This is a genomic window from Actinoplanes oblitus, from assembly GCF_030252345.1.
Taxonomy (GTDB): domain Bacteria; phylum Actinomycetota; class Actinomycetes; order Mycobacteriales; family Micromonosporaceae; genus Actinoplanes; species Actinoplanes oblitus.
This window is the reverse complement of sequence record NZ_CP126980.1, coordinates 1,444,286-1,464,217: the sequence shown is the minus strand read 5'-3', so window position 1 is coordinate 1,464,217 and position 19,932 is coordinate 1,444,286. Positions and strand designations below refer to the sequence as shown.

General features: G+C 72.2%; 25 protein-coding genes. 15 read left to right on the top strand and 10 right to left on the bottom strand.

Going from position 1 to position 19,932, the window contains the following annotated elements:
• Window positions 1-5: 5 nt before the first annotated feature.
• From Actob_RS06710 to Actob_RS06700, 3 genes are read right to left on the bottom strand one after another with little or no spacing between them, the layout of a single operon-like run.
• Window positions 6-530: a hypothetical protein gene (locus Actob_RS06710; protein WP_284919184.1), complete on the bottom strand. Its 525-nt coding sequence runs from the start codon at window positions 528-530 to the stop codon at window positions 6-8.
• Entirely contained in the window at window positions 527-2,386 is a 1,860-nt protein-coding gene (gene dnaG / locus Actob_RS06705) for a DNA primase (RefSeq protein ID WP_284919183.1), read from the bottom strand. The genes Actob_RS06710 and dnaG overlap by 4 nt, the downstream gene beginning before the upstream one ends.
• 48 nt (window positions 2,387-2,434) lie before the next feature.
• Entirely contained in the window at window positions 2,435-3,637 is a 1,203-nt protein-coding gene (locus tag Actob_RS06700; protein WP_284919182.1) for a deoxyguanosinetriphosphate triphosphohydrolase, read from the bottom strand.
• Between the two features lie 44 nt (window positions 3,638-3,681).
• On the opposite strand from Actob_RS06700, the gene Actob_RS06695 reads away from it, so the two are divergent.
• Window positions 3,682-5,268 (top strand): methyl-accepting chemotaxis protein, encoded by a 1,587-nt coding sequence (locus Actob_RS06695; protein WP_284919181.1) that lies wholly within the window; start codon window positions 3,682-3,684, stop codon window positions 5,266-5,268.
• Here the strand turns inward: Actob_RS06695 and Actob_RS06690 are convergent.
• Window positions 5,262-5,612 (bottom strand): VOC family protein, encoded by a 351-nt coding sequence (locus Actob_RS06690; RefSeq protein ID WP_284919180.1) that lies wholly within the window; start codon window positions 5,610-5,612, stop codon window positions 5,262-5,264. The genes Actob_RS06695 and Actob_RS06690 overlap by 7 nt on opposite strands.
• A gap of 119 nt (window positions 5,613-5,731) precedes the next feature.
• On the opposite strand from Actob_RS06690, the gene Actob_RS06685 reads away from it, so the two are divergent.
• The 6 genes from Actob_RS06685 (at window position 5,732) to Actob_RS06660 (ending at window position 9,922) form a co-directional block, all read left to right on the top strand.
• Window positions 5,732-6,217 carry a DUF4388 domain-containing protein gene (locus tag Actob_RS06685; protein ID WP_284919179.1) on the top strand — a complete coding sequence of 162 codons (486 nt, stop codon included), beginning with the start codon at window positions 5,732-5,734 and terminating at the stop codon, window positions 6,215-6,217.
• Window positions 6,218-6,358: 141 nt separating this feature from the next.
• The gene (locus Actob_RS06680; protein ID WP_284919178.1) at window positions 6,359-6,739 is read left to right on the top strand and encodes a hypothetical protein; all 381 of its coding nucleotides are present in this window, start codon (window positions 6,359-6,361) and stop codon (window positions 6,737-6,739) included.
• 28 nt (window positions 6,740-6,767) lie between these two features.
• Complete coding sequence (locus Actob_RS06675; RefSeq protein WP_284919177.1) at window positions 6,768-7,766, top strand: DUF4388 domain-containing protein; 999 nt, start codon at window positions 6,768-6,770, stop codon at window positions 7,764-7,766.
• Window positions 7,767-7,803: 37 nt separating this feature from the next.
• Window positions 7,804-8,301: a roadblock/LC7 domain-containing protein gene (locus Actob_RS06670; protein ID WP_284919176.1), complete on the top strand. Its 498-nt coding sequence runs from the start codon at window positions 7,804-7,806 to the stop codon at window positions 8,299-8,301.
• An 88-nt stretch (window positions 8,302-8,389) separates the two neighbouring features.
• The gene (locus Actob_RS06665) at window positions 8,390-8,761 is read left to right on the top strand and encodes a hypothetical protein (protein ID WP_284919175.1); all 372 of its coding nucleotides are present in this window, start codon (window positions 8,390-8,392) and stop codon (window positions 8,759-8,761) included.
• 84 nt (window positions 8,762-8,845) lie between these two features.
• Window positions 8,846-9,922, top strand: a complete 1,077-nt coding sequence (locus Actob_RS06660; protein WP_284919174.1) for a DUF2786 domain-containing protein — start codon at window positions 8,846-8,848, stop codon at window positions 9,920-9,922.
• A gap of 4 nt (window positions 9,923-9,926) precedes the next feature.
• On the opposite strand, the gene Actob_RS06655 is transcribed toward Actob_RS06660, so the two are convergent.
• Window positions 9,927-10,700 (bottom strand): SDR family NAD(P)-dependent oxidoreductase, encoded by a 774-nt coding sequence (locus Actob_RS06655; RefSeq protein ID WP_284919173.1) that lies wholly within the window; start codon window positions 10,698-10,700, stop codon window positions 9,927-9,929.
• Between the two features lie 76 nt (window positions 10,701-10,776).
• Window positions 10,777-11,895, bottom strand: a complete 1,119-nt coding sequence (dusB, locus tag Actob_RS06650; protein WP_284922249.1) for a tRNA dihydrouridine synthase DusB — start codon at window positions 11,893-11,895, stop codon at window positions 10,777-10,779.
• Window positions 11,896-12,213: 318 nt separating this feature from the next.
• Here dusB and Actob_RS06645 point away from each other — a divergent pair, with 318 nt between their 5' ends.
• Window positions 12,214-12,696 carry an XdhC family protein gene (locus tag Actob_RS06645; RefSeq protein WP_284919172.1) on the top strand — a complete coding sequence of 161 codons (483 nt, stop codon included), beginning with the start codon at window positions 12,214-12,216 and terminating at the stop codon, window positions 12,694-12,696.
• An 88-nt stretch (window positions 12,697-12,784) separates the two neighbouring features.
• On the opposite strand, the gene Actob_RS06640 is transcribed toward Actob_RS06645, so the two are convergent.
• From Actob_RS06640 to Actob_RS06630, 3 genes are all read right to left on the bottom strand, one after another.
• Window positions 12,785-14,164, bottom strand: coding sequence for a glycine--tRNA ligase (locus Actob_RS06640; RefSeq protein ID WP_284919171.1), 1,380 nt, complete (start codon window positions 14,162-14,164; stop codon window positions 12,785-12,787).
• A 62-nt stretch (window positions 14,165-14,226) separates the two neighbouring features.
• Entirely contained in the window at window positions 14,227-14,781 is a 555-nt protein-coding gene (locus Actob_RS06635; protein WP_284919170.1) for a hypothetical protein, read from the bottom strand.
• A 17-nt stretch (window positions 14,782-14,798) separates the two neighbouring features.
• Window positions 14,799-15,140 (bottom strand): antibiotic biosynthesis monooxygenase family protein, encoded by a 342-nt coding sequence (locus tag Actob_RS06630; protein WP_284919169.1) that lies wholly within the window; start codon window positions 15,138-15,140, stop codon window positions 14,799-14,801.
• On the opposite strand from Actob_RS06630, the gene Actob_RS06625 reads away from it, so the two are divergent.
• The 7 genes from Actob_RS06625 to Actob_RS06595 are packed head-to-tail and all read left to right on the top strand — an operon-like array spanning window position 15,075 to window position 19,393.
• The gene (locus Actob_RS06625; protein WP_328518416.1) at window positions 15,075-15,431 is read left to right on the top strand and encodes a DUF6703 family protein; all 357 of its coding nucleotides are present in this window, start codon (window positions 15,075-15,077) and stop codon (window positions 15,429-15,431) included. The two genes, Actob_RS06630 and Actob_RS06625, sit on opposite strands and share 66 nt — an antisense overlap.
• Window positions 15,432-15,481: 50 nt before the next feature.
• The gene (locus tag Actob_RS06620; protein WP_284919167.1) at window positions 15,482-16,360 is read left to right on the top strand and encodes a metal ABC transporter substrate-binding protein; all 879 of its coding nucleotides are present in this window, start codon (window positions 15,482-15,484) and stop codon (window positions 16,358-16,360) included.
• Window positions 16,357-17,136, top strand: a complete 780-nt coding sequence (locus Actob_RS06615) for a metal ABC transporter ATP-binding protein (protein WP_284919166.1) — start codon at window positions 16,357-16,359, stop codon at window positions 17,134-17,136. Before Actob_RS06620 ends, Actob_RS06615 begins: the two co-directional genes overlap by 4 nt.
• A gap of 15 nt (window positions 17,137-17,151) precedes the next feature.
• On the top strand, window positions 17,152-18,015 hold the full coding sequence (locus Actob_RS06610) for a metal ABC transporter permease (protein ID WP_284919165.1): 864 nt from the start codon (window positions 17,152-17,154) through the stop codon (window positions 18,013-18,015).
• A 12-nt stretch (window positions 18,016-18,027) separates the two neighbouring features.
• Entirely contained in the window at window positions 18,028-18,327 is a 300-nt protein-coding gene (locus tag Actob_RS06605) for an ArsR/SmtB family transcription factor (RefSeq protein ID WP_284919164.1), read from the top strand.
• On the top strand, window positions 18,324-18,731 hold the full coding sequence (locus Actob_RS06600; protein ID WP_284919163.1) for a Fur family transcriptional regulator: 408 nt from the start codon (window positions 18,324-18,326) through the stop codon (window positions 18,729-18,731). Before Actob_RS06605 ends, Actob_RS06600 begins: the two co-directional genes overlap by 4 nt.
• 53 nt (window positions 18,732-18,784) lie before the next feature.
• Window positions 18,785-19,393, top strand: a complete 609-nt coding sequence (locus Actob_RS06595) for a hypothetical protein (protein WP_284919162.1) — start codon at window positions 18,785-18,787, stop codon at window positions 19,391-19,393.
• Here Actob_RS06595 and Actob_RS06590 read toward each other — a convergent pair.
• A complete protein-coding gene (locus Actob_RS06590) occupies window positions 19,359-19,901 on the bottom strand; it encodes a DUF6328 family protein (RefSeq protein ID WP_284919161.1) in 543 nt (180 codons plus the stop codon). The genes Actob_RS06595 and Actob_RS06590 overlap by 35 nt on opposite strands.
• Between the last annotated feature and the right edge of the window lie 31 nt (window positions 19,902-19,932).

Here is a 19,932-nt window from a genome sequence, read left to right as displayed (position 1 = left end):
GAAGACTACGGAGGGGGTGCGACAGAATTTCGCGCCGCGCCGACCAGCTCGTCGGTCATCCGGACGACCTCCGGCTGGTCCACCGGGGTGCCGGAGTCGTAGCGAACCGCCCAGCTCAGGCCGTCCTGACCAGTCACCCGGCGGCCGACCACCCGGACCGCGCCGCGCTCCAGCTCGTGATGTGTGGTGTACGCCACAGACCGCGTCACCCGGGAGCGCACCTGGTCGGGCACCTCCCCCGGCTCCAGCAGCAGAAAGGCCGCCACCGGCCCGTCCACCAGCACGGCGTACCCGTCCCGCTCCTCGGCCACCTCGGCCGGGGTGATCCGCAGTTCCCGCCCGGACCAGGCGGCCTTGTGGATCTCGTGCCAGCCCAGCCGGTCGGCGGCGGCCGGCAGCCAGATCCCCCGGTTGGTGGCCACCACGACACCGCCCTGCTCGCAGGGGCACCAGGCGATGACCCGCTCCTCCGCCTCGAGCGGGGGCCGGGAGCCGGCCGGCAGCGCGGGCCGTCGTCGGAAGAGCTTCACATGCCACCTGCCGCCTGTTCACGCAGGGCGCGAGCCTGCTGTTCGAGCGAGAAGAGTTCCCCGGCCAGGGCGAGGTACTGGTCCTTGCTGGTGACCGGGTTGAGCCGTTGCAGTTTCGATTTCAGGTCGCGGATCACCTGGGTGACCCGGGGCAACTGGAGTTTGGCCAGGGTGACCTGCACGTAGTTGGGGTCCGGCACGCCGTCGATCAGCAGCGGCTCGACGGCCAGCTCACCGACGGCGATCTGCCCGGTCAGGTCGGCGCAGGCGGTGCGGACCTTCTCGATCCAGACCACCCCGCTGACCGCGGAGCCCGCCCCGCCGGCCGCGTCGATCGCCTCCCGCACCGCGCGCAGCACCGGGTCGCCGTAGTTCTCCGGGCCGACCGCGTCGAACATCGGGCCGGCCAGCACCGGCTCCTGCAGTGCCAGCTTGAGCGCGTCCCGCTCGACCAGCCGCTGCGGCGAGTGGGCGGCGGGCCGGGGCGCCCGCTGCTCGGCCGCGTCGGATCCGCGCAGCGCGTTGTTCACCGCGCGCTGCACCGGCTCCAGGTCCATGCCCAGGTCACCGGCGAGTTTCCGGGCGTACTCGGGCCTTTTCTCCCGGTCTTTGATCTTGGCGACCAGCGGCGCGGCGCGGCGCATCGCCTCCACCCGGCCCTCGACCGTGTCCAGGTCGAATCGGCTGATGGTGTGCCGCAGCGCGAAGTCGACCAGCGGCTCCCGGCCGGCGATCATGTCGCGGACCGCCAGGTCGCCGCGGGCCAGGCGCAGCTCGCACGGGTCCATGTCGTCCGGGCTGACAGCGATGAACGTGCGCCCGACGAACCGCTGGTCCTCCTCGAACGCGCGCAGCGCCGCCTTCTGCCCGGCGGCGTCGCCGTCGAAGGTGTAGATGATCTCGCCGGTGAAGCTGTCGCTGTCCATCAGCAGCCGGCGCAGCACCCCGATGTGGTCCACCCCGAACGCGGTGCCGCAGGTGGCCACCGCCGTCGGCTCGCCGGCCTCGTGGCAGGCCATCACGTCGGTGTAGCCCTCGACGATCACCGCCCGGCCGCGCTTGGCGATCTCCCGCTTGGCGTGGTCGATGCCGTAGAGCACGTGCGATTTCTTGTAGATCGGCGTCTCGGGGGTGTTCAGGTATTTCGGGCCGTCGTCGTCGTCGAACAGCTTGCGCGCGCCGAACCCGATCACGTCGCCGCTCAGGTCCCGGATCGGCCAGAGCAGCCGGCGGCGGAACCTGTCGATCAGCGACCCGGACCGGGCCGTCTTGGACAGGCCCGCGGTGATCAGCTCGTCGGCGGTGAAGCCCTGCAGGCGCAGGTGCTTGCTGAGCGCGTCCCAGGAGTCCGGGGCGAAGCCGCAGCCGTATTTCTCCGCGGCCTCCCGGCCGAAACCACGCTCGGCGAGGAACTCGCGGGCCTTGCGCGCGCCGGGCGAGCCGAGCTGGTCACGGTAGAACTCGACGGCCGAGGCGTGCGCGGCGATCAACCGCTGCCGCTGCCCGGCCTGCGGGCGCGGGCCGGCCGGGGCGGCGCCGTCGGTGTCGTACCGGAGCTGGATGCCGGCCTTGCCGGCCAGCCGCTCCACCGACTCGATGAACGACAGGTGCTCCGCGTCCATCAGGAACTTGATCGCGTCGCCGCCCTGGCCGCAGCCGAAGCAGTAATACACGCCGCGGGCCGGGGCGACGTTGAACGACGGGCTCTTCTCGTCGTGGAAGGGGCAGAGGCCTTTCAGGTTGCCGCCGCCGGCCGAGCGCAGCGTCACCGTCTCACCGATCACGTCGGCGATCGACGTCCGGTCGCGGACCAGTGCGATGTCCTCGTCCTTAACCCTGCCCGCCACGGCATACATCCTGCCTCGCCGGCCACCGCCACCGCCAGCAGGGTCCGGGCGCGCCGGTCAGCAGAGGTCGCGGTGCCAGGCCACCGCCGCGTGGTCGGTGAGCGACGCCACCTGATCGACTATCACCCGGAGGGCCTCGGCCTCCGACGCGGCGGCCGCGTGGCGCGGCCGGAAGAGGGGATCCAACTTCTCCGGCGTACGCCCGAGCGCCGCCACCAGCTCGACCAGGATGATCCGCTGCTGCGCGTACCACTGCTCGGCGGCCCGGCTGCGCATCACGTAGCGGAACGCCATCCCCTTGAGCAGCGCGCACTGGTTCCGCACGGTGCGCGGGACGACCAGGTCGGCGTCGTAGCGGCGCATCGGGTCGGTGCCGTACTGGCTGTGCGTGGCACCGACCGCTGACGAGACGAACCGGCCGGTCAGCACGCTGGTCATCCGTTTCAGGGCGATCTGGGCGGCGTACGACCCGTCGTAGTCACCGACGGCGGCCACCGCCGGATCGGCGAGCAGGTGGTCGAGGGCCGCCCCGAGCTGGTCGGGGGTCTCGTCGGAGTAGGTGGCGGCCACGTCGGCGCAGAGCTCGGCGCGCTCGGCCGGGTCGTGCAGCAGCGGGCCGAGGTCCAGGTATCCGCCGTGCACCCCGTCCTCGACGTCGTGCACCGAGTACGCCACGTCGTCCGCCCAGTCCATCACCTGCGCCTCCAGGCACCGGCGGTCGTCGTCGCGGCCGTGGCGCAGCCAGGTGAAGACCGGCTCGTCGTCGGCGTAGACCCCGAACTTGCGGGTGCCCGGCCGCCGGAACCACGGGTACTTCGAGCAGGCGTCCAGCGTGGCCCGGGTCAGGTTGAGGCCGGCGCCGGGCACCTTGGCCTCCAGCCGGGTGAGCACCCGCAGGGTCTGCGCGTTGCCCTCGAAGCCGCCGCAGGGCTGGGCCACCTGGTCGAGGGCGGCCTCGCCGTTGTGCCCGAACGGCGGGTGCCCGATGTCGTGGGCAAGCCCGGCGACGTCCACCACGTCCGGGTCGCAGCCCAGGCGCGCGCCCATCTCCCGGGAGATCTGGGCGACCTCCAGGGAGTGCGTCAGACGCGTACGCAAGAAGTCGTCGACGCCCGCGGTGTGCACCTGTGTCTTGGCGGCGAGCCGGCGGAAGCCCGCCGAGTGCAGCACCCGGGCGCGGTCCCGCTGGTACGGAGTCCGGCCGTAACCACTGTCCTTGGCGGGCTCGGATGCCCAGCGCTGGGCGTCAGCGGCCGTCATGTGATCACCCTAAGCCAGTTGTCCCGGTTGCCGATGGGTTAGCCGTGGAGTCCGTTTCCCGGCGCCGAGGCGTCACGATCGTCGGCCGCCTGCTCGTCATGGGCGCCGCCGGCCTGCTCTCGGTCGGCCTGGTGACCGGATTCGCGGTACGCAACGCCGGTGACCAGTCGGCGGCGAACGAGGAGATCGCCGCGGTCAGCGAGGCGATGAGCGATCAGTGGAACGCGGACATGATGCACGACGCGCTGCGGGCGGACGTGATGTCGGCGCTCTACGCCACGAACGCCGACATGCGCGCGAAGCTCGCCGTCGACGAGGTCACCGACCACGGCCGGACCATGCTGGCGATGTACGACGACGCCGCGCGATCGGCACCGGACAGCCTGAAGGCGGATTACGCGGCCATCCGGGACTCGGTGGTCGGCTACACCGAGACGGCCGCCGACCTGGTGACGACGGCTGCCGCCGATCACCGGAGCGCGGCCGGGAAACTGCCCGGCTTCCTGGCCGTCTACGCGGATCTGGAGGACAAGCTCGGCGGTCTGGACGAGCGGATGTACGCCGAGGTCAAGGCCGCCGCCGCGGGCGGCTCGGAGGCCTCCTCGTCGAGCAACCGGTTCATCGTGCTGGCCGCGCTGCTGGCCGCCCTGATCACCGCGGCCGCCTGCGCGCTGACCGTGCGCGCGGTGCGCCGGCCGCTGCGCGGGACGCTGGAGGCGCTGCGCGCCCTGGCCGGACGGGACCTGACCGTCCGCGCCCCGGTGCTCAACCAGGACGAGCTGGGCGCGATGGCGGCCGCGCTGAACGAGGCGACCGGCGCGCTGCAGAGCACCGTCTCGGCCACCGCCGACCGGGTGAGCGTGCTCACCGAGGCCAGCGCCGAGCTGCAGCAATTGGCCGGCACGCTGGACCGGTCGGCGGAGGAGACCTCGTCGCAGGCACGCAACGCGGACAGCTCGGCCGGGAACGTGTCCGGCTCGGTGACCGACATGCTGACCGCCACCGAGCAGCTGTCCGCGTCGATCCGGGAGATCGCCAAGCAGACCTCGTCCGCGGCGGCCACCACGAACGAGGCGACCACCAGCGCGAACCGGACCGCGGAGGCGGTGACCCGGCTCAGCGAGGCGAGCCGGGAGGTAGGCGACATCGTGCAGATGATCACGAAGATCGCCGAGCAGACCAACCTGCTGGCGCTCAACGCGAGCATCGAGGCGGCCCGGGCCGGGCACGCGGGCAAGGGGTTCGCGGTGGTCGCCACCGAGGTCAAGGACCTGGCTCAGGAGACCGCGCAGGCCACCGCGGACATCACCGCGAAGATCCTGACGATCCAGGAGATGAGCAGCGGCACGGCCGGCGCGATCGAGGCGATCGCCGAGGTGATCGGCCGGATCGACGACGGGCAACGGACCATCGCGGCCGCGGTCGAGGAGCAGGCCGCCACCACCGACGAGCTGGCCCGCAACGTGGGCGCGGTGTCCGCGGCGGCCGGCGAGATCAGCGGCACCGTGGCGCACATCAGCCGATCCAGCGCGAACACCGCGGAGGGGGCGAACACCACCCGGCACTCGGCCGAGCTGGTCAGCGGCGCGGCCGGCGAGATCCGCTCGCTGATCGGCGAATTCCGTTACTGACGGCTGCGCAGCACGCAGAACTCGTTGCCCTCGGGGTCGGCCAGGCACACCCAGGAGACGTCGCCCTGACCGATGTCGACCGGCCGGGCACCCATGTTGACCAGCCGTTCCACCTCGACCTCCTGGTCGTCCGGGCGCAGGTCCAGGTGCAGCCGGTTCTTCACCCGCTTGGCGTCGGGATTACGGACGAACAGCAGCCCGGGCAGCACGTCGGTAGCCCGCCGGATCTCCAGCACGTCGTCGTCCTCGTCGACGATCACGAAGCCGAGCGCCTCGGCCCACCAGCGGCCCAGCCGGGCGGGGTCCACGCAGTCCACAGTGACCTGCTCCCACTGACTGGGCATGTGACCTCCCGGCGATCGACGCGTGGCGATCAGGTTACGCGACTCCGACGGGTGACCCCGGCAGCGCGGCGGACCGGCCGTGCGACGACGGCACTCGATGGCGCCCAGGATGACGTTCCGTGATTCCTGGTTCACCGGCGACCGCCACGATGCGGCGCCTGCTGAGCGAGTTGGGCGAGTCCGGGCGTACCGGCGCGCTCCACGTGGGCGGCACCCCGGGTGGGGTGTTCTACCTGGTGGCGGGCCGGATCGCGTACGCCGAGTCGCCGGCCGCGCCGAGCCTGGCCGAGCGACTGATCAGGTCCGGCCGGCTGACCCCGCGGACCTGGCGGTCGGCGTACGCGGAGGGTCACCCGGACTGCCGGGTCGGCCGGGTGCTGCTGCGCGACGGCTGGCTCGGCCAGCACGAGCTGGCCCTGCGGGTGCGTGCGGCGATCGCCGGCGCCACCCGCGTGCTGCTGCGCCAGGCGGACGCGCCCGCCCGGTTCGTCCCGGGGGAACGGCACTGGCTGGGTGAGGTCACCCCGCCACCGATCCGGACGCTGCCGCTGCTGATCCCGCACCGGTACCGCACCCGGCCACGGATCCCGGCCACCGGACCATGACGCACAAACCGTGCGACCTGTCTCCTCCGTGTCACCGGAGGATGGCGCACGGTGGTGGCCGAGTGACCAGCGGCCGCCGGCGAACGACTCAACTGAACACGGCCGAGCAAACGAAGCCCGGCAGCAGCGCTGAGGAGAGAAGTGCCCGGCGTCGATCACTGCCTACAGGAGGCCATGACGATCCCCGGCGCGGTCGGGGCCAGCATCGTCGACTACACCACAGGCTTTCCGGTCGCCACGACCGGAGCCGCGCCCAATGCGGACCACGAGGCCGCGGCGGCCGGGACCGCGGACGTGGTCCAGGCCGCGAACAGCCGATCGCTGTTCGTCTCGGCCATCCCGCACGACCTGCTCGAAGACCTGATCATCACGACCGCCGGTGGTTACCACCTCCTGCGCGTCGTCCAGACCGAGTTCGACAGCCGTCTGGTGCTCTACGTCTGGCTGGACCGGGTGCGCGGCAACCTCGCCGTAGCCCGCCGCATGATGCAGCGCCTCACCGACGAGCTCGTCGCGACATGACCAACGCACACACCAGCGAGGAGTAACGGTGGCCCCCACGAAGACCGCCGCACCCGGCGATCTGCTCACGCAGGTCGCCGACGAGCGGCAGACCGGAGCGCTGGTGGTGGGTGGCCATCCCGGCGGCGCGGTCTACGTCTTCGAGGGCCGGGTCATCTACGCCGAGTCGCCGGCCGCGCCCGGGGTGGGCGAGCTGCTCACCTCGTCCGGGCGGCTGGCCGGGCGTACCTGGCAGAACGCGCTGGACCAGGCCACCTCGACGGCCCGGGTGGGCCGGCTGCTGGTCGAGCAGGGTCATCTCACCCAGGGTGAGCTGGAGCTGTGCGTGCTCGGGGCGACCTACGACGCGGCGTACTTCGCGCTCGCCACGGCCGCCGCGCCGGTCGACTTCCTGCCCTCCGCCACGCACTGGCTGGGGCCGGTGGTGCACATCGACGCGGCAGCGGTGCGGCGCGAGGTACGACGACGGGTCACGCTCCTCGACGAGATCTTCCCGAACCCGCGGATCGACACGGCCCCGGTGATCCCGGTGGCCCGGCCGCCGCGGGAGCGGGTGACGGTCACCGCGCTGCAGTGGGAGCTGCTGATCCACGCGGACGGGCAGCGCACGCCCGCCGACCTGGCGCTGCTGCTGGGCCGGGCGGGCTACGCGACCATCCAGGAGCTGCGCCGGCTCGCGGCGCTGGGCCTCATCGAGCTGCCGAAGGAACGCGCGTCGGAGTCCCTGGACTTCGTCCGCCTCCCACCGCACCGGGGCGACTCGGCGCCGGTGACCCGGCCCGCCCCGCCGGTGGCCGAGCCGGCACCGGCCGTACCGGTGATAAGCGGCCCGCCACCGGCACCTCCGCCACCGGCGCCGCCGCCCGGGGAGGGAAACACCGGGCCGAACCGGTTGCCCCGGCTGGCCCGGCGCAAACCCGGGGCGAAGCTGCCCAAGGAACTCGCCGTCGAGAACCCGCCGGTGCATCAGGGCACCGACGAAGTCCTGCTGAAACGCATACGTACCGCATTGCGGGCCCTGCGGTGACACGCGCACCCCCGAGAATGACAAGGAGCGTCCGAGGATGACGGTGGATCCGGCGGTACTGGACGAGTTGGGCCGCCTGCGGAGCAAGGTGCCCGAGCTGTCCGGCAGCGTGCTCGCCACCGCCGACGGGCTGGTCGTCGCACACGATTCACACGGCATCGAACCGGACACCCTGGCCGCTCTCGCCGCGGCGCACCTGGCGCTGGCGCGCCGGTTCGCGCACGCGGTGAACCACGGCGAGCTGCGGGAGTCCGTCGTCGAGTGCGACGGCGGATACATCACCTCGTACACCGCCGGACCGAACGCGCTGCTCACGGTGGTCACCTCGGGCGACGCGAACCTCGCCATGGTGCATCTGGAGGCGCGGCGGTGCGTACGCCGGATCGTCAAGCTCCTGGCCCTGGAGAACGCGTCGCAGAAGCAGTTGCGACCGGAGATTCCGCAACAGACCGGACCGTCGTCGATCCCGCTGGCCCGGCGGACCCCGATGGCCACCCTGTCGAACGCCCCGCGCCGCCGCACGGCGGCCGGGTGACCGGCAGATCGCACCGCGGCATCCCGCCGCATCCATCCGGCGCCGCTGTGCCAGCGGCCCGCCATCCCACAACGGAGGAACCAATCCCATGGCCGACATGGACACCGCACTGAAGGAAGTTATGGAGATCGACGGCTGCATCGGCGTCGCTCTCGTCGACCACACCAGCGGCATGGCCCTGGGCACCCTCGGCGGCGGCAAGGACCTCGACCTGACGGTCGCCGCGGCCGGCAACACGGACGTGGTCCGCTCGAAGCTGCGGGCGATGGAGATGCTCAACCTCTCCGAGAAGATCGAGGACATCCTGATCACGCTGGACACCCAGTACCACATGATCCGGCCGCTCACCAGCCGGCAGGGCAAGGGCCTGTTCCTGTACGTGGCGCTGCGCCGGGACCGTGCGAACCTCGCGATGGCCCGGCACCGGCTGCGCCACATCGAGAACGAGCTCGACGTCTGATCCGCGCCCGGTAATCCGTGACCGCCACCCCTGGCGGGGAGGGTCCGCACCACCCTCCCCGCCCACGGCACTAGCATTTGCCGCATGTCGGCCCGGGAGATCCTCGCACGCGTCCGGGCCGGAGAGCTCGACCACGAAACCGCCCTCGACCTGCTGACCGGCGTTCCGGCCGGCGAGGTCGACGGGGCGCTGCGGACCGCGCTGGGCGACGAGTTCGACAGGTTGTTCCGCACCGGCTGGCAGCCGGTGGAGCTGCACCGGGCCATCGCCCGCCGGGGTGATCCGATCCAGGGCCGGCTGGTCGCCGAGGCCGCCGCCGCGTTCCTGGCGGGCAAGGAGCCGGTCGACGAGGACTGGCGGGCCCAGGTCGTCCAGCTGAAGGTCGCCGAAGGCCGCCGGCCGGATCCCATCGCGCTGCTCGACGCCTCCCTCGGCCTGCTCGCCGAGCTGCGCCTGCTGCCGGCCATCGAGATCCTCATCCCGCCGCCGGGCACCCCGGCCACCACCGTGCACCACCACGCCGACCAGCGGGTCCTCGACCGGGTCCGGGCCCTGCTGGCCAAGGCCGAGGCCACCGACTTCCCGGCCGAGGCGGAGGCGTACAGCACGAAGGCGCAGGAGCTGATCACCCGGTACCGGATCGAGGAGGTCACCGCCCCGGCCGTCGACGTCGTGCCGTTCGCCCGCCGGATCGGCGTCGACCACCCCTACGAGAACGAGAAGGCCAGCCTGCTCGACGCCGTCTCGCGCGCCAACAGCTGCCGCACGGTCTGGTCACCCGAGCTGGGCTTCAGCACGATCTTCGGGTTCGACGCCGACATCGACGCGGTCGAGCTGATCTACACGTCGCTGCTGGTCCAGGCGAACCGGGCGATGACCCGCGACGAGCCGGCCAAGGGCAAGGCCAGGGTCAAGGCGTTCCGCCGCTCGTTCCTGATCGCCTACGCGGCCCGGATCGGTGAGCGCCTGCGCCAGGCCGCCGACCGCGAGTACGCCGGGCACGGCGATCTGCTCCCCGTCCTGCGCGACCGCGACCTGCAGGTCCGCGCCGCGATGGAGAAGGTCTTCCCGCGCACGGTGCGCGCCCGCGGCAGCCGCGTCGACAGCCTGGAGGGCTGGGAGTCCGGTCGCGCCGCCGCCGACCAGGCCCGGCTGCGCTGACCGGTCAGGCCGGCATCGCGACGCCGGTGAGCTCCGCGCAGAGGGCGAGCAGCCGCTCCCGCAGTCCCTCGTCGTAGGCCTGCGGGTTGGCGGTCAGCGACGTACGGCGCTTGAAGTACTGCCCGGTGACCGTGGCCGCCGGCTCGTCCGAGGTGGCCAGCCACACCTGGGTCTCGGCGCCCGCCGGCAGGTCGTCGGTGGCCTGCGGGCCGCCCAGCCGGGTGCGGATCCAGCCCGGGTCCACCGCGTTGCTCAGCGTGCCGGGCCATCGCTGGGCCACCGCGAAGGCGAGCATCACGTCGTACAGCTTCGAGTCGCTGTAGGCCTGCATCCCGTCCCACGGCCGGGCCCGCCACTGCGCGTCGTCGAGGCGGGCCCGACCGGCCGACTCCAGCCCCGAGGTCAGGTAGATGAGCCGGGCCGGCACCGGCATCAGCGCCGTCAACAGGTAGGGCGCCAGGGTGTTCACCTGGAAGATCCGCTCCAGCCCGTCCTCGGTGAGCTCCGGGGCACGCTGCCCGCCGCCGACCCCGGCGTTGTGGATCACCACGTCGAAGGGTCCCGCCGCCACGGCCTGCCGGGCCAGCTCGCGGGTCTGCGCCAGCGAGGACAGATCACCGACCAGCACGCCGGCGGCGGCCGGCACGGCCTTGCGCGCGTCCTCGGCACGCCGCTCGTCGCGGGCGTGCAGGGTCACCCGGTGCCCGCCCGCCGCCAGGACCTGCGCCGTGTGCCGCCCGATGCCGTCGCTGGACCCGGTGATCAGAATCGTTGCCATGCCGGTCAGCTTAACCGGTTCACCAGCCGGTTGCCGGCAACCGCCGACCGGTAGGTGATCTCGTTCGCCGCCGCGGTCAGCCGCCGGACTCGTCGGTCTCGGCGCCCTCCGGGACGGTGTCGTCGTCGCGGGAGTCGAGCCAGCCGTGCGGGAGGGAGACCTTGCCGGGGGCGTTCACCCGGCCGCGCGGCTGGCCCAGCGACTCGACCGGGAACGGGACGGCCGGGTCGAGCTTGCCGAGCAGGTCGTCCAGTTCGGCCAGGGAGGAGATCATCGCGAGGCTGCGGCGCAGGTCACCGCCGACCGGGAAACCCTTCAGGTACCAGGCGACGTGCTTGCGGAAGTCGGCGCAGCCGTGCCGCTCGTCCTCCAGCGCCTCGACCAGCAGCTGCGCGTGCCGGGACATGATCTTGGCAACCTCGCCGAGGGCGGGCAGCACCGGCCGGTAGCCGGCGCCCTGGGTGAACGCGGCCTCCAGGTCGGCGAACAGCCACGGGCGGCCCAGGCAACCGCGGCCCACGACCACGCCGTCGACGCCGGTGTGCGCCACCATCCGCAGCGCGTCCGAGCCCTCCCAGATGTCGCCGTTGCCCAGCACCGGGACGTCCAGGGCCTGCTTGAGGGTGGCGATCGCGTCCCAGTCCGCCTGGCCGGAGTAGCGCTGCTCGGCGGTGCGGGCGTGCAGGGCCACGGCGGCCACCCCGGCGTCCTGCGCGGTGAGGCCGGCTTCCACGTACGTCAGATGGTCCTCGTCGATGCCCTTGCGCATCTTGATGGTGAGCGGGAGGCCGTAGGCGTCGGCGGCCCGCACCGCCTGCCGGACGATGCGGCCGAACAGCTTGCGCCGCCAGGGCAGGGCCGAGCCGCCGCCGCGCCGGGTCACCTTCGGCACCGGACAGCCGAAGTTCAGGTCGACGTGGTCGGCCAGGTCGCGCTCGCCGACCATCCGGACGGCGGCCTCGGTCACGTCCGGATCCACGCCGTAGAGCTGCAGGCTGCGGAAACCCTCGTCCTCGGCGAACGCGATCATCTTGAGCGTCTTGGGGATCCGCTCCACCAGCGCCCGCGTCGTGATCATCTCGCAGACGTAGACGCCGCCGCCCTGCTCCCGGCAGAGCCGCCGGAACGCCACGTTGGTGATCCCCGCCATCGGGGCGAGCACGACGGGCGGGTTGACGGCATGGTTGCCGAGCATGAGCGGTGCTGTCACGCGCTCTAGGGTGGCTGGCCAGCCTGGCCAAAGTCAAAGCCAAGATCGAAATCAAGATCCTCTTATCCGCACGTCCGCCGTGGTGCGGATCGTTTGCTCCCGCGCGGGCCGGGCGGGCCGATCTGGCCGCTGCGCGTCCAGGACGATCAGCCCGCCCTTCATTGCCCGCGGGTGGTTCCGGAGATCAGAACCACTGCCCGGCAGCCACACCGGGGCCTGCCGTCCCGATGCCGGGCCGGGAGCCGGCGCCCGGCCTCGGGTCGTGGCGATGCGGGAGCCGGGTTCGTCTGACAGAGTCGATGCGTGACTGACGAGGTGGGTCCGCGCAGGCTGGTGGCGGTGTTCGCGTCTCCGGTGGCGGAGATGCTGGCCCGGTTCGGGATCGAGCTGGGCTTTCAGGTCGTGCTGGTGGAGCCGGATCCGACCCGGCTGGGTGGCACGCCGCGGCCGCACGGCGATCGGGTGGTCGCCGACCTGGCGGCGGCGGAGCCGGACGAGCACACCGACGTGCTGCTCACCGACCATCACCGGCCGGAGATCGGGCCGCTGCTGCGCGAGGCACTGGCCGGCGAGTCCCGGTGGATCGGCATCGTGGGCAATCCGCGGCACGAGGGGCCGCACGTGGCGGCGCTGCGCGAGCTCGGCGTGCCGGAGGAGAAGATCGCGCGGGTCCGTCGCCCGGTCGGCCTCAACATCGGCAGCCGCACCGGCGCGGAGATCGCCGTCGCGGTCCTGGCCGGCCTGATCGCCGACCGCAACGGCCGCCCGGGCGGCTTCGAGTTCTGACGGCCTCCGGTCCGATCAGCGCCGGCGGTCCGGACACGAGGGCGGGGCATGGCCAACGCCATGCCCCGCCTGCACGGACGTCGGACGATCAGCAGCCGGGCAGCCGCTTGATCAGGTAGTCCTCGATCTGGGACAGCGAGACCCGCTCCTGCTGCATGGTGTCGCGGTCCCGAACCGTCACCGCGTCGTCGGTGAGCGTGTCGAAGTCGACGGTGACGCAGAACGGCGTGCCGATCTCGTCCTGGCGGCGGTAGCGGCGGCCGATCGCCTGCGAGTCGTCGAACTCGACGATCCAGCGCTTGCGCAGGTCGGCGGCGAGTCCCTTGGCCTTCGGCGACAGCTCCGGGTTGCGGGACAGCGGCAGCACCGCGACCTTGACCGGGGCCAGCCGCGGGTCGAACCGCATGACCGTGCGCTTGTCGACGCCGCCCTTGGTGTTCGGCGCCTCGTCCTCGTCGTACGCCTCGAGCAGGAAGGCCAGCACCGCGCGGGTCAGGCCGGCGGCCGGCTCGATCACGTACGGCGTCCAGCGCTCGCCCTTCTCCTGGTCGAAGTAGGACAGGTCGACGCCGGAGTGCTTGGAGTGCGTGGCCAGGTCGAAGTCGGTGCGGTTCGCGATGCCCTCGAGCTCGGCGAACTCGTTGCCGCCGAACTGGAAGCGGTACTCGATGTCGACGGTCCGCTTCGAGTAGTGCGAGAGCTTCTCCTTGGGGTGCTCGTAGAACCGCAGGTTGCTCTCCGACAGGCCGAGGCCGCGGTACCAGTTCCAGCGCTCCTGCAGCCAGTACTCGTGCCACTCCTCGTCGCTGCCGGGCGCGACGAAGAACTCCATCTCCATCTGCTCGAACTCACGCGTACGGAAGATGAAGTTGCCCGGGGTGATCTCGTTCCGGAAGCTCTTGCCGACCTGGGCGATGCCGAACGGCGGCTTCTTGCGGGCCGCGGTCGCCACGTTGGCGTAGTTCACGAAGATGCCCTGGGCGGTCTCCGGGCGCAGGTAGTGCAGGCCCTCGGTGCTCTCGGTCGGGCCGAGGTAGGTCTTCATCAGGCCGTTGAACATCTTCGGCTCGGTGAAGGTGCCCTTGTTGCCGCAGTTCGGGCAGTTCAGGTCGGACAGCGAGGACGGCAGGCTGCCGTGCTTGGCCTCGTAGGCCTCCTCCAGGTGGTCGGCCCGGAAGCGCTTGTGGCAGGACTGGCACTCGGTCAGCGGGTCGACGAACGCGTCGAGGTGACCGGAGGCGGCCCAGACGTCCTTGGCCAGGATCACCGCGGAGTCCAGGCCGACGATGTCGTCGCGCTGCTGGACCATGGTCCGCCACCACTGCCGGCGGACGTTCTCCTTCAGCTCGACGCCCAGCGGACCGTAGTCCCAGGCCGAGCGGGTCCCTCCGTAGATCTCACTGGAGGGGAAGACGAAGCCCCGGCGCTTGGCAAGGCTGACAACGGAATCGATACGGTCGGCAGGCATGAGTCTCCTACGCCGGCTGGGTGTCGGCGGGGGTGTCGGTGATTGTTGGACGACTTGGAAGATTACTCTCCGAGACTGCACACCTCGAACGCGCCCGTGCTGGTGTTCTGCCCCAGCTGCGCGGACACGTGCTCGACGTCGCCGTCCGGATAGGTCAGCTCGACCGGGACCTGGCCGCTGACCGGGTTGACGTCACCGATGGAGTACTCGTCGAACGGCTCCTCGCGGGCCATCCGCTGCCGGTACTGAGCGCGGCTCTCGAAGCTCTTGGTCTCCTGGCAGAGCTGGTCGTAGGCCTTGTCGTAGTCCCGGTCGTGCACCGCGTCCAGGTAGTCGCCGACCACCACGTGCGCCTGCTCGTTGAGCGCGCTGCTCATCGCGACGGCCAGGCCGATCACCGCGGCCAGCCCGCCGCCGCAGACCAGCACCAGGATGCCGGCGCCGACGCCGAAGCCGAGCCCGATCCGGCGGCCACGCCCCTCGACCGGCGGTGCCGGGAACGGTGGGTGCACCCCGGGACCGGGCGGCGGGGGCGGCGCGACCGGCGCGGGCGGCGCCACGGCGACCGGCGGGGCGACCGGCGAGGTGGGCGGGAAGGGCGGTTGACCGTAGGCCATGGATCCCAGCCTAGTGTTCAGCGCCAGGGCTCGGCGGCCCGGTCACTCTCCATGATCTTGACGGGCTCCCCCGGCCCGGCGCTCGCCAGCGTCTCGAAGGCGGACGGCTCGTCCAGCGACTGCGCGAGCAGCGGGGTGGCGTGCACCTTGACGTCGAAGGCGCCCAGCGCCCGGCGGTACGCTCCGACCGACTCCCACTCGGTCACCAGGGTCCAGGCGGCGGTGTCCTCCAGCGCCCGGGTGAGCCGGCCGGAGAGGTAACCCGGGCACCCGGCCAGGGCGGCGAGCGCGGCGTGCGCCCGCTCCAGGAATCCGTCCCGCGTGTCCGGCGGGACCGTGAAGCGGTTGAGCACCAGCATGTGACGAGCCTACGCACACCGACAGGAGCCACGGTGACGACGTCCGACCATTTCCTGCGCCGCCTCGCGCGCGTGAACCCGACCACGGCGTTCCTCACCGCGCTCGTCCTGCTGCTGGCCGGGCTGTTCCTCCCCGGCGTGGTCGGCGCGCTGCTGCTCGGCCTGCTCGCCGCCGGGCTGGCCACCCTGACCTTCACCACCTGGCCGGTGCAGTCGCCGGTCACCCGGCTGGTCCGGGCGGTGCTGCTCACCCTGTTGACCGTGGCGGTGGTCAGCAAGGCGATGGCGTAGAACGCATGCGCTTTTGACAATCATTGTCATTATCGCCCACAGTTGGTGGCATGATGCGCCGCCTGCTCGCCCCGCTGCTCGTGCTGGCCACCCTGGCCGGCTGCGGCGCGCGGGCCGAGGCCGGCGGCCGGCTGCCGGTCGTCGCCGCGTTCTACCCGCTGCAGTTCGTCAGCGAGCGGATCGGCGGTGACCTGGTCCGGGTGACGAACCTGACCAAGCCCGGCGCCGAGCCGCACGACGTGGAGCTGAGCCCCCGCCAGGTGGCCCGGATCGTCGACGCCGAGGTGGCCGTTTACCTGCACGGCTTCCAGCCCGCCGTGGACGAGGCGATAGCGCAGAACGGGCGGCGGCAGGGTTACGACGTGTCCACCGCGGTGCCCCTGCTGCGCGGCGAGGCCGGGGAGCACGGCGGCACCGATCCGCACGTCTGGCTCGACCCCGTCCGGCTCGCCGAGATCGGTGACCACCTGGCCGGGCGCCTGGCCGAGGCCGACCCGGACCACGCCGCCGACTACGCGGCCCGCGCCGCGACGCTGCACCGGCAGCTCACCGAGCTGGACGGCGAGTTCGCCGCGGGCCTGGCCACCTGCCGGCGGCGCGAGCTGGTCACCAGCCACACCGCCTTCCACTACCTGGCCGACCGGTACCACCTGACCCAGGTCGGGATCACCGGCGTGGACCCGGAGGCGGAGCCGTCGCCGCGCCGGCTGGCCCAGGTCGCGGCCGAGGCCCGGGCGCGCGGCACCACCACCATCTTCTTCGAGACGCTGGTCAGTCCCAAGGTCGCCGAGACGATCGCCCGCGAGGCCGGCGCGACCACGGCGGTGCTCGACCCGCTCGAGGGCCTGACCGACCCGGACGCGGACTACTTCTCGGTGATGCGGGCCAACCTGGCCGCTCTGACCACGGCATTGGGGTGCGGCACATGAGCGTCATCGAGGTCCGGCACATGGCGGCCGGATATGACGGCCGGGAGATCCTGCGGGACGTCACGCTGAGCGTCACCGCCGGCGAGGTGGTCGCCGTGCTCGGCGCCAACGGCTCCGGGAAGTCCACGCTGATCCGCACGGTCCTCGGCCTGGTTCCGGTCCGCCGCGGCGAGATCGACCTTTTCGGTACGCCGCAGCGCCGGTTCCGCCGGTGGGAGCGGATCGGTTACGTGCCGCAGCGGCTCGGCGCCGGCAGCGGGGTACCGGCCACCGTCGGCGAGGTGGTGTCCTCCGGCCGGCTGGCCCGCCGCGGCCTGTTCCGGCCGCCCGGGACCGCCGACCGCGCCGCCGTCCGGGCGGCTCTCGACGCGGTCGGGCTGCTCGACCGGATCGGCGACCCGGTCGCCACCCTCTCCGGCGGGCAGCAGCAGCGCACCCTGATCGCCCGGGCCCTGGCCGGCCGGCCCGACCTGCTGGTCCTCGACGAGCCGACGGCCGGCGTGGACGCGGCCAGCCAGGAGGCGTTCGCCGCGGCGCTGACCAGGTTCGCCGCGGACGGCGGGACGATCCTGCTGGTGCTGCACGAGCTGGGCCCGCTGCGGCCGCTGATCGGCCGGGCCGTGGTGGTGCACGACGGCCGGATCGCGCACGAGGGGGTGCCGCCGGAGCCGGCCGGGCACCACGCCGAGCCGGGACACGACCACGTGCACCCGCACGCCGACGAGGAGAAGGCCGGCATCTGCGAGTGGGCGCCGACCGAGACCAAGACCTTCTGATCGAGGGACACTGAAGTGGATCTTCTGACCTATCCCTTCATGCTGCGGGCACTGGCCGGCGCGCTGATCATCGGGCTGGCCGCTCCCGCCCTCGGGATCTATCTGGTGCAGCGGCGGCTGTCGCTGATCGGCGACGGCATCGGGCACGTGGCGCTCACCGGCGTCGGCGTCGGCCTGCTCACCCACCAGTCCCCGGTGCTCACCGCGGTGATCGTGTCGGTGGTCGGCGCGGTCGCCGTGGAGCTGGTCCGCGAGCGCGGGCGCACCTCCGGCGACCTGGCCCTGGCGCTGCTCTTCTACGGCGGCATCGCGGGCGGCGTGGTGCTGGTCGGGCTCTCCGACGACAGCAGCAACGCCAGCCTGATGCAGTACCTGTTCGGCTCGCTGATCACCACGTCGCCGCAGGACATCGCGGTGATCGCCGGGCTGGGCGCGGCGGTGCTGGTGGCCATGCTGCTGTTCCGCCCGGCGCTGTTCGCGCTCTGCAACGACGAGGAGTACGCCAGGGTCAGCGGCCTGCCGGTGCGCACCCTCAACCTGCTGCTCGCGGTGACCACGGCGGTGACGGTGACGATCGCCATGCGTACCGTCGGGTTGTTGCTCGTCTCGGCGCTGATGGTGGTCCCGGTCGCGGCGGCCCAGCAGATCACCAGGGGCTTCCGGTCCACGATGGCGGTGGCCATGCTGATCGGGATCTGCGCGGCCGGCGCCGGGGTGGTGCTCGCCGGTTCCCTGGACACCGCGCCGGGCGCCACCACGGTGCTGCTGGCCCTGGCCGCGTTCCTGATCACCACCGGCGCCGGCGCGCTCTGGCACCGCCGCCGCCGGGCCGGGGTACCGGCCCAGGTCGAGCCTCCGGACGTGGTGCTCCATGCTTGAGGGAAAAGGACTTTGACGGCCACCGGTTACGACGCGTACGAATCCGCCGGCGCGCTGCTGCGGGCGCTGTCCGCCCCGATCCGGATCGCCATCGTCGCCGAGCTCGGCACCGGCGAACGCTGTGTGCACGATCTGGTCTCCCGGCTCGGCGCCCCGCAGCCGCTGGTCTCCCAGCACCTGCGGGTGTTGCGGGGGGCCGGCGTGGTGCGGGGTGTCCGGCGTGGCCGGGAGATCGCATACTCCCTGGTGGACGAACACGTCGCGCACATCGTCGCGGATGCCGTCAGCCATGCGAGGGAGAACCGATCGTGAACCCGGAAAGCAGTGCCCAGCGCAACACCAAGCAGCGGAGCGCGGTGCGTGACGTGCTCGCCGAGGCCGAGGGTTTCCACAGCGCGCAGGATCTGCACGCGATGCTGCGTGACCGGGGCGAGCGGGTCGGGCTGACCACCGTCTACCGGACGCTGCAGGGGCTGGCCGACACCGGTGAGGTGGACGTGATGCGGCCGCCCGGCGGCGAGCACCTCTATCGCCGGTGCAGCCAGGGACACCACCACCACCTGGTCTGCCGCACCTGCGGGCGGACCGTCGAGGTGCTCGGCCCGGCCGTCGAGTCGTGGGCCGACAAGGTGGCCGGCGAGCACGGCTTCGTCGACGTCGCGCACACCCTGGAGATCTTCGGCACCTGCCCGGAGTGCGCCGCCAGGGCCGAGTGATCCCGGAGTGCGCCCGGATGCGCCGGCGACGCCCGGGTGCGAGGCTTCCGCATGTGAAGCTCTACGCCGACCGCGTCCCGACCGCCACCCGCCAACTGATCACCGATCTCCTCGTCGTCCTCTGGGTCTACCTGTGGGTCCGGGTCGCGATCTGGATCCACGACCTGGTCGGGGAACTGGCCGCGCCCGGCGCGAAGCTGGAGAGCGCGGGCAGCGGGATCGCGAACAACCTCGCCGACGCCGGCGGCAAGGTCGGCCGGGTGCCGGTGGTCGGTGACGAGCTCACCAAGCCGTTCACCGGGGCCGCCGACGCCGCCCGGTCGATCGCCGAGGCCGGTCACCAGCAGCAGGAGCTGGTCGACAAGCTGGCGGTGGTCCTGCCGCTGACGGCGATCGCGCTGCCGCTGGCCCTGGTCCTCTTCCTCTGGCTGCCGCTGCGGCTGCGCTGGATCCGGCGCGCCTCGGTGGCGGTGGCGGTCCGCGACGAACCGGCCGGCCGGGACCTGCTGGCGCTGCGGGCGCTCGCCTCGCGCCCGCTCGGCGAGCTGACCCGGCTGGGCCCGGACATCGCACAGAGCTGGCGGAACGGGGACACGGCAGCCGTCGACGCGCTGGCCGAGCTGGAACTCAGGCGTCTCGGTCTGCGCCCGGCCCGGACGTGACGCCGACCGGGCTGTCGTCCAGGACGAACCCGTCCTTGTCCTCGTCCTCACCCCAGTTGCGGTGGGTGATCGGCAGGATCGCCCAGAAGGTGAGGAACCATCCGGCGGCCACCACGGTGAGGATCACCGCCCAGCGGGCGTGCAGCACGTAGTCGGTGATCAGCAGGACGCTGCTGACCATCGACACCAGCATGCAGGCCAAGCCGCCGGTGGCCATCCGGTGCGAGTACCGGACCAGCTCCGGCTTGCGTCCCTGACGGAACAGCGCCCGGTGGAACGCCACCGGCGAGATGATCAGCGCGGTGGCGAACGCGGCGCTGATCAGCGCCACCATGTACACGTCCTTCTGGAACGCCGTGGTTTTCGGGAAGCCGCTGGAGAACGGCAGGGTCAACAGGAAGGCGAAGAGGATCTGCACACCGGTCTGCGCGACGCGCAGCTCCTGCAACAGGTCCGCGAAGTTCCGGTCCCAACGCTGTTTTGCGGTTTCCTTGGACGAGGGGGCCATGGTGCTGCCGCATTCCCCGTCCCGGCCATGG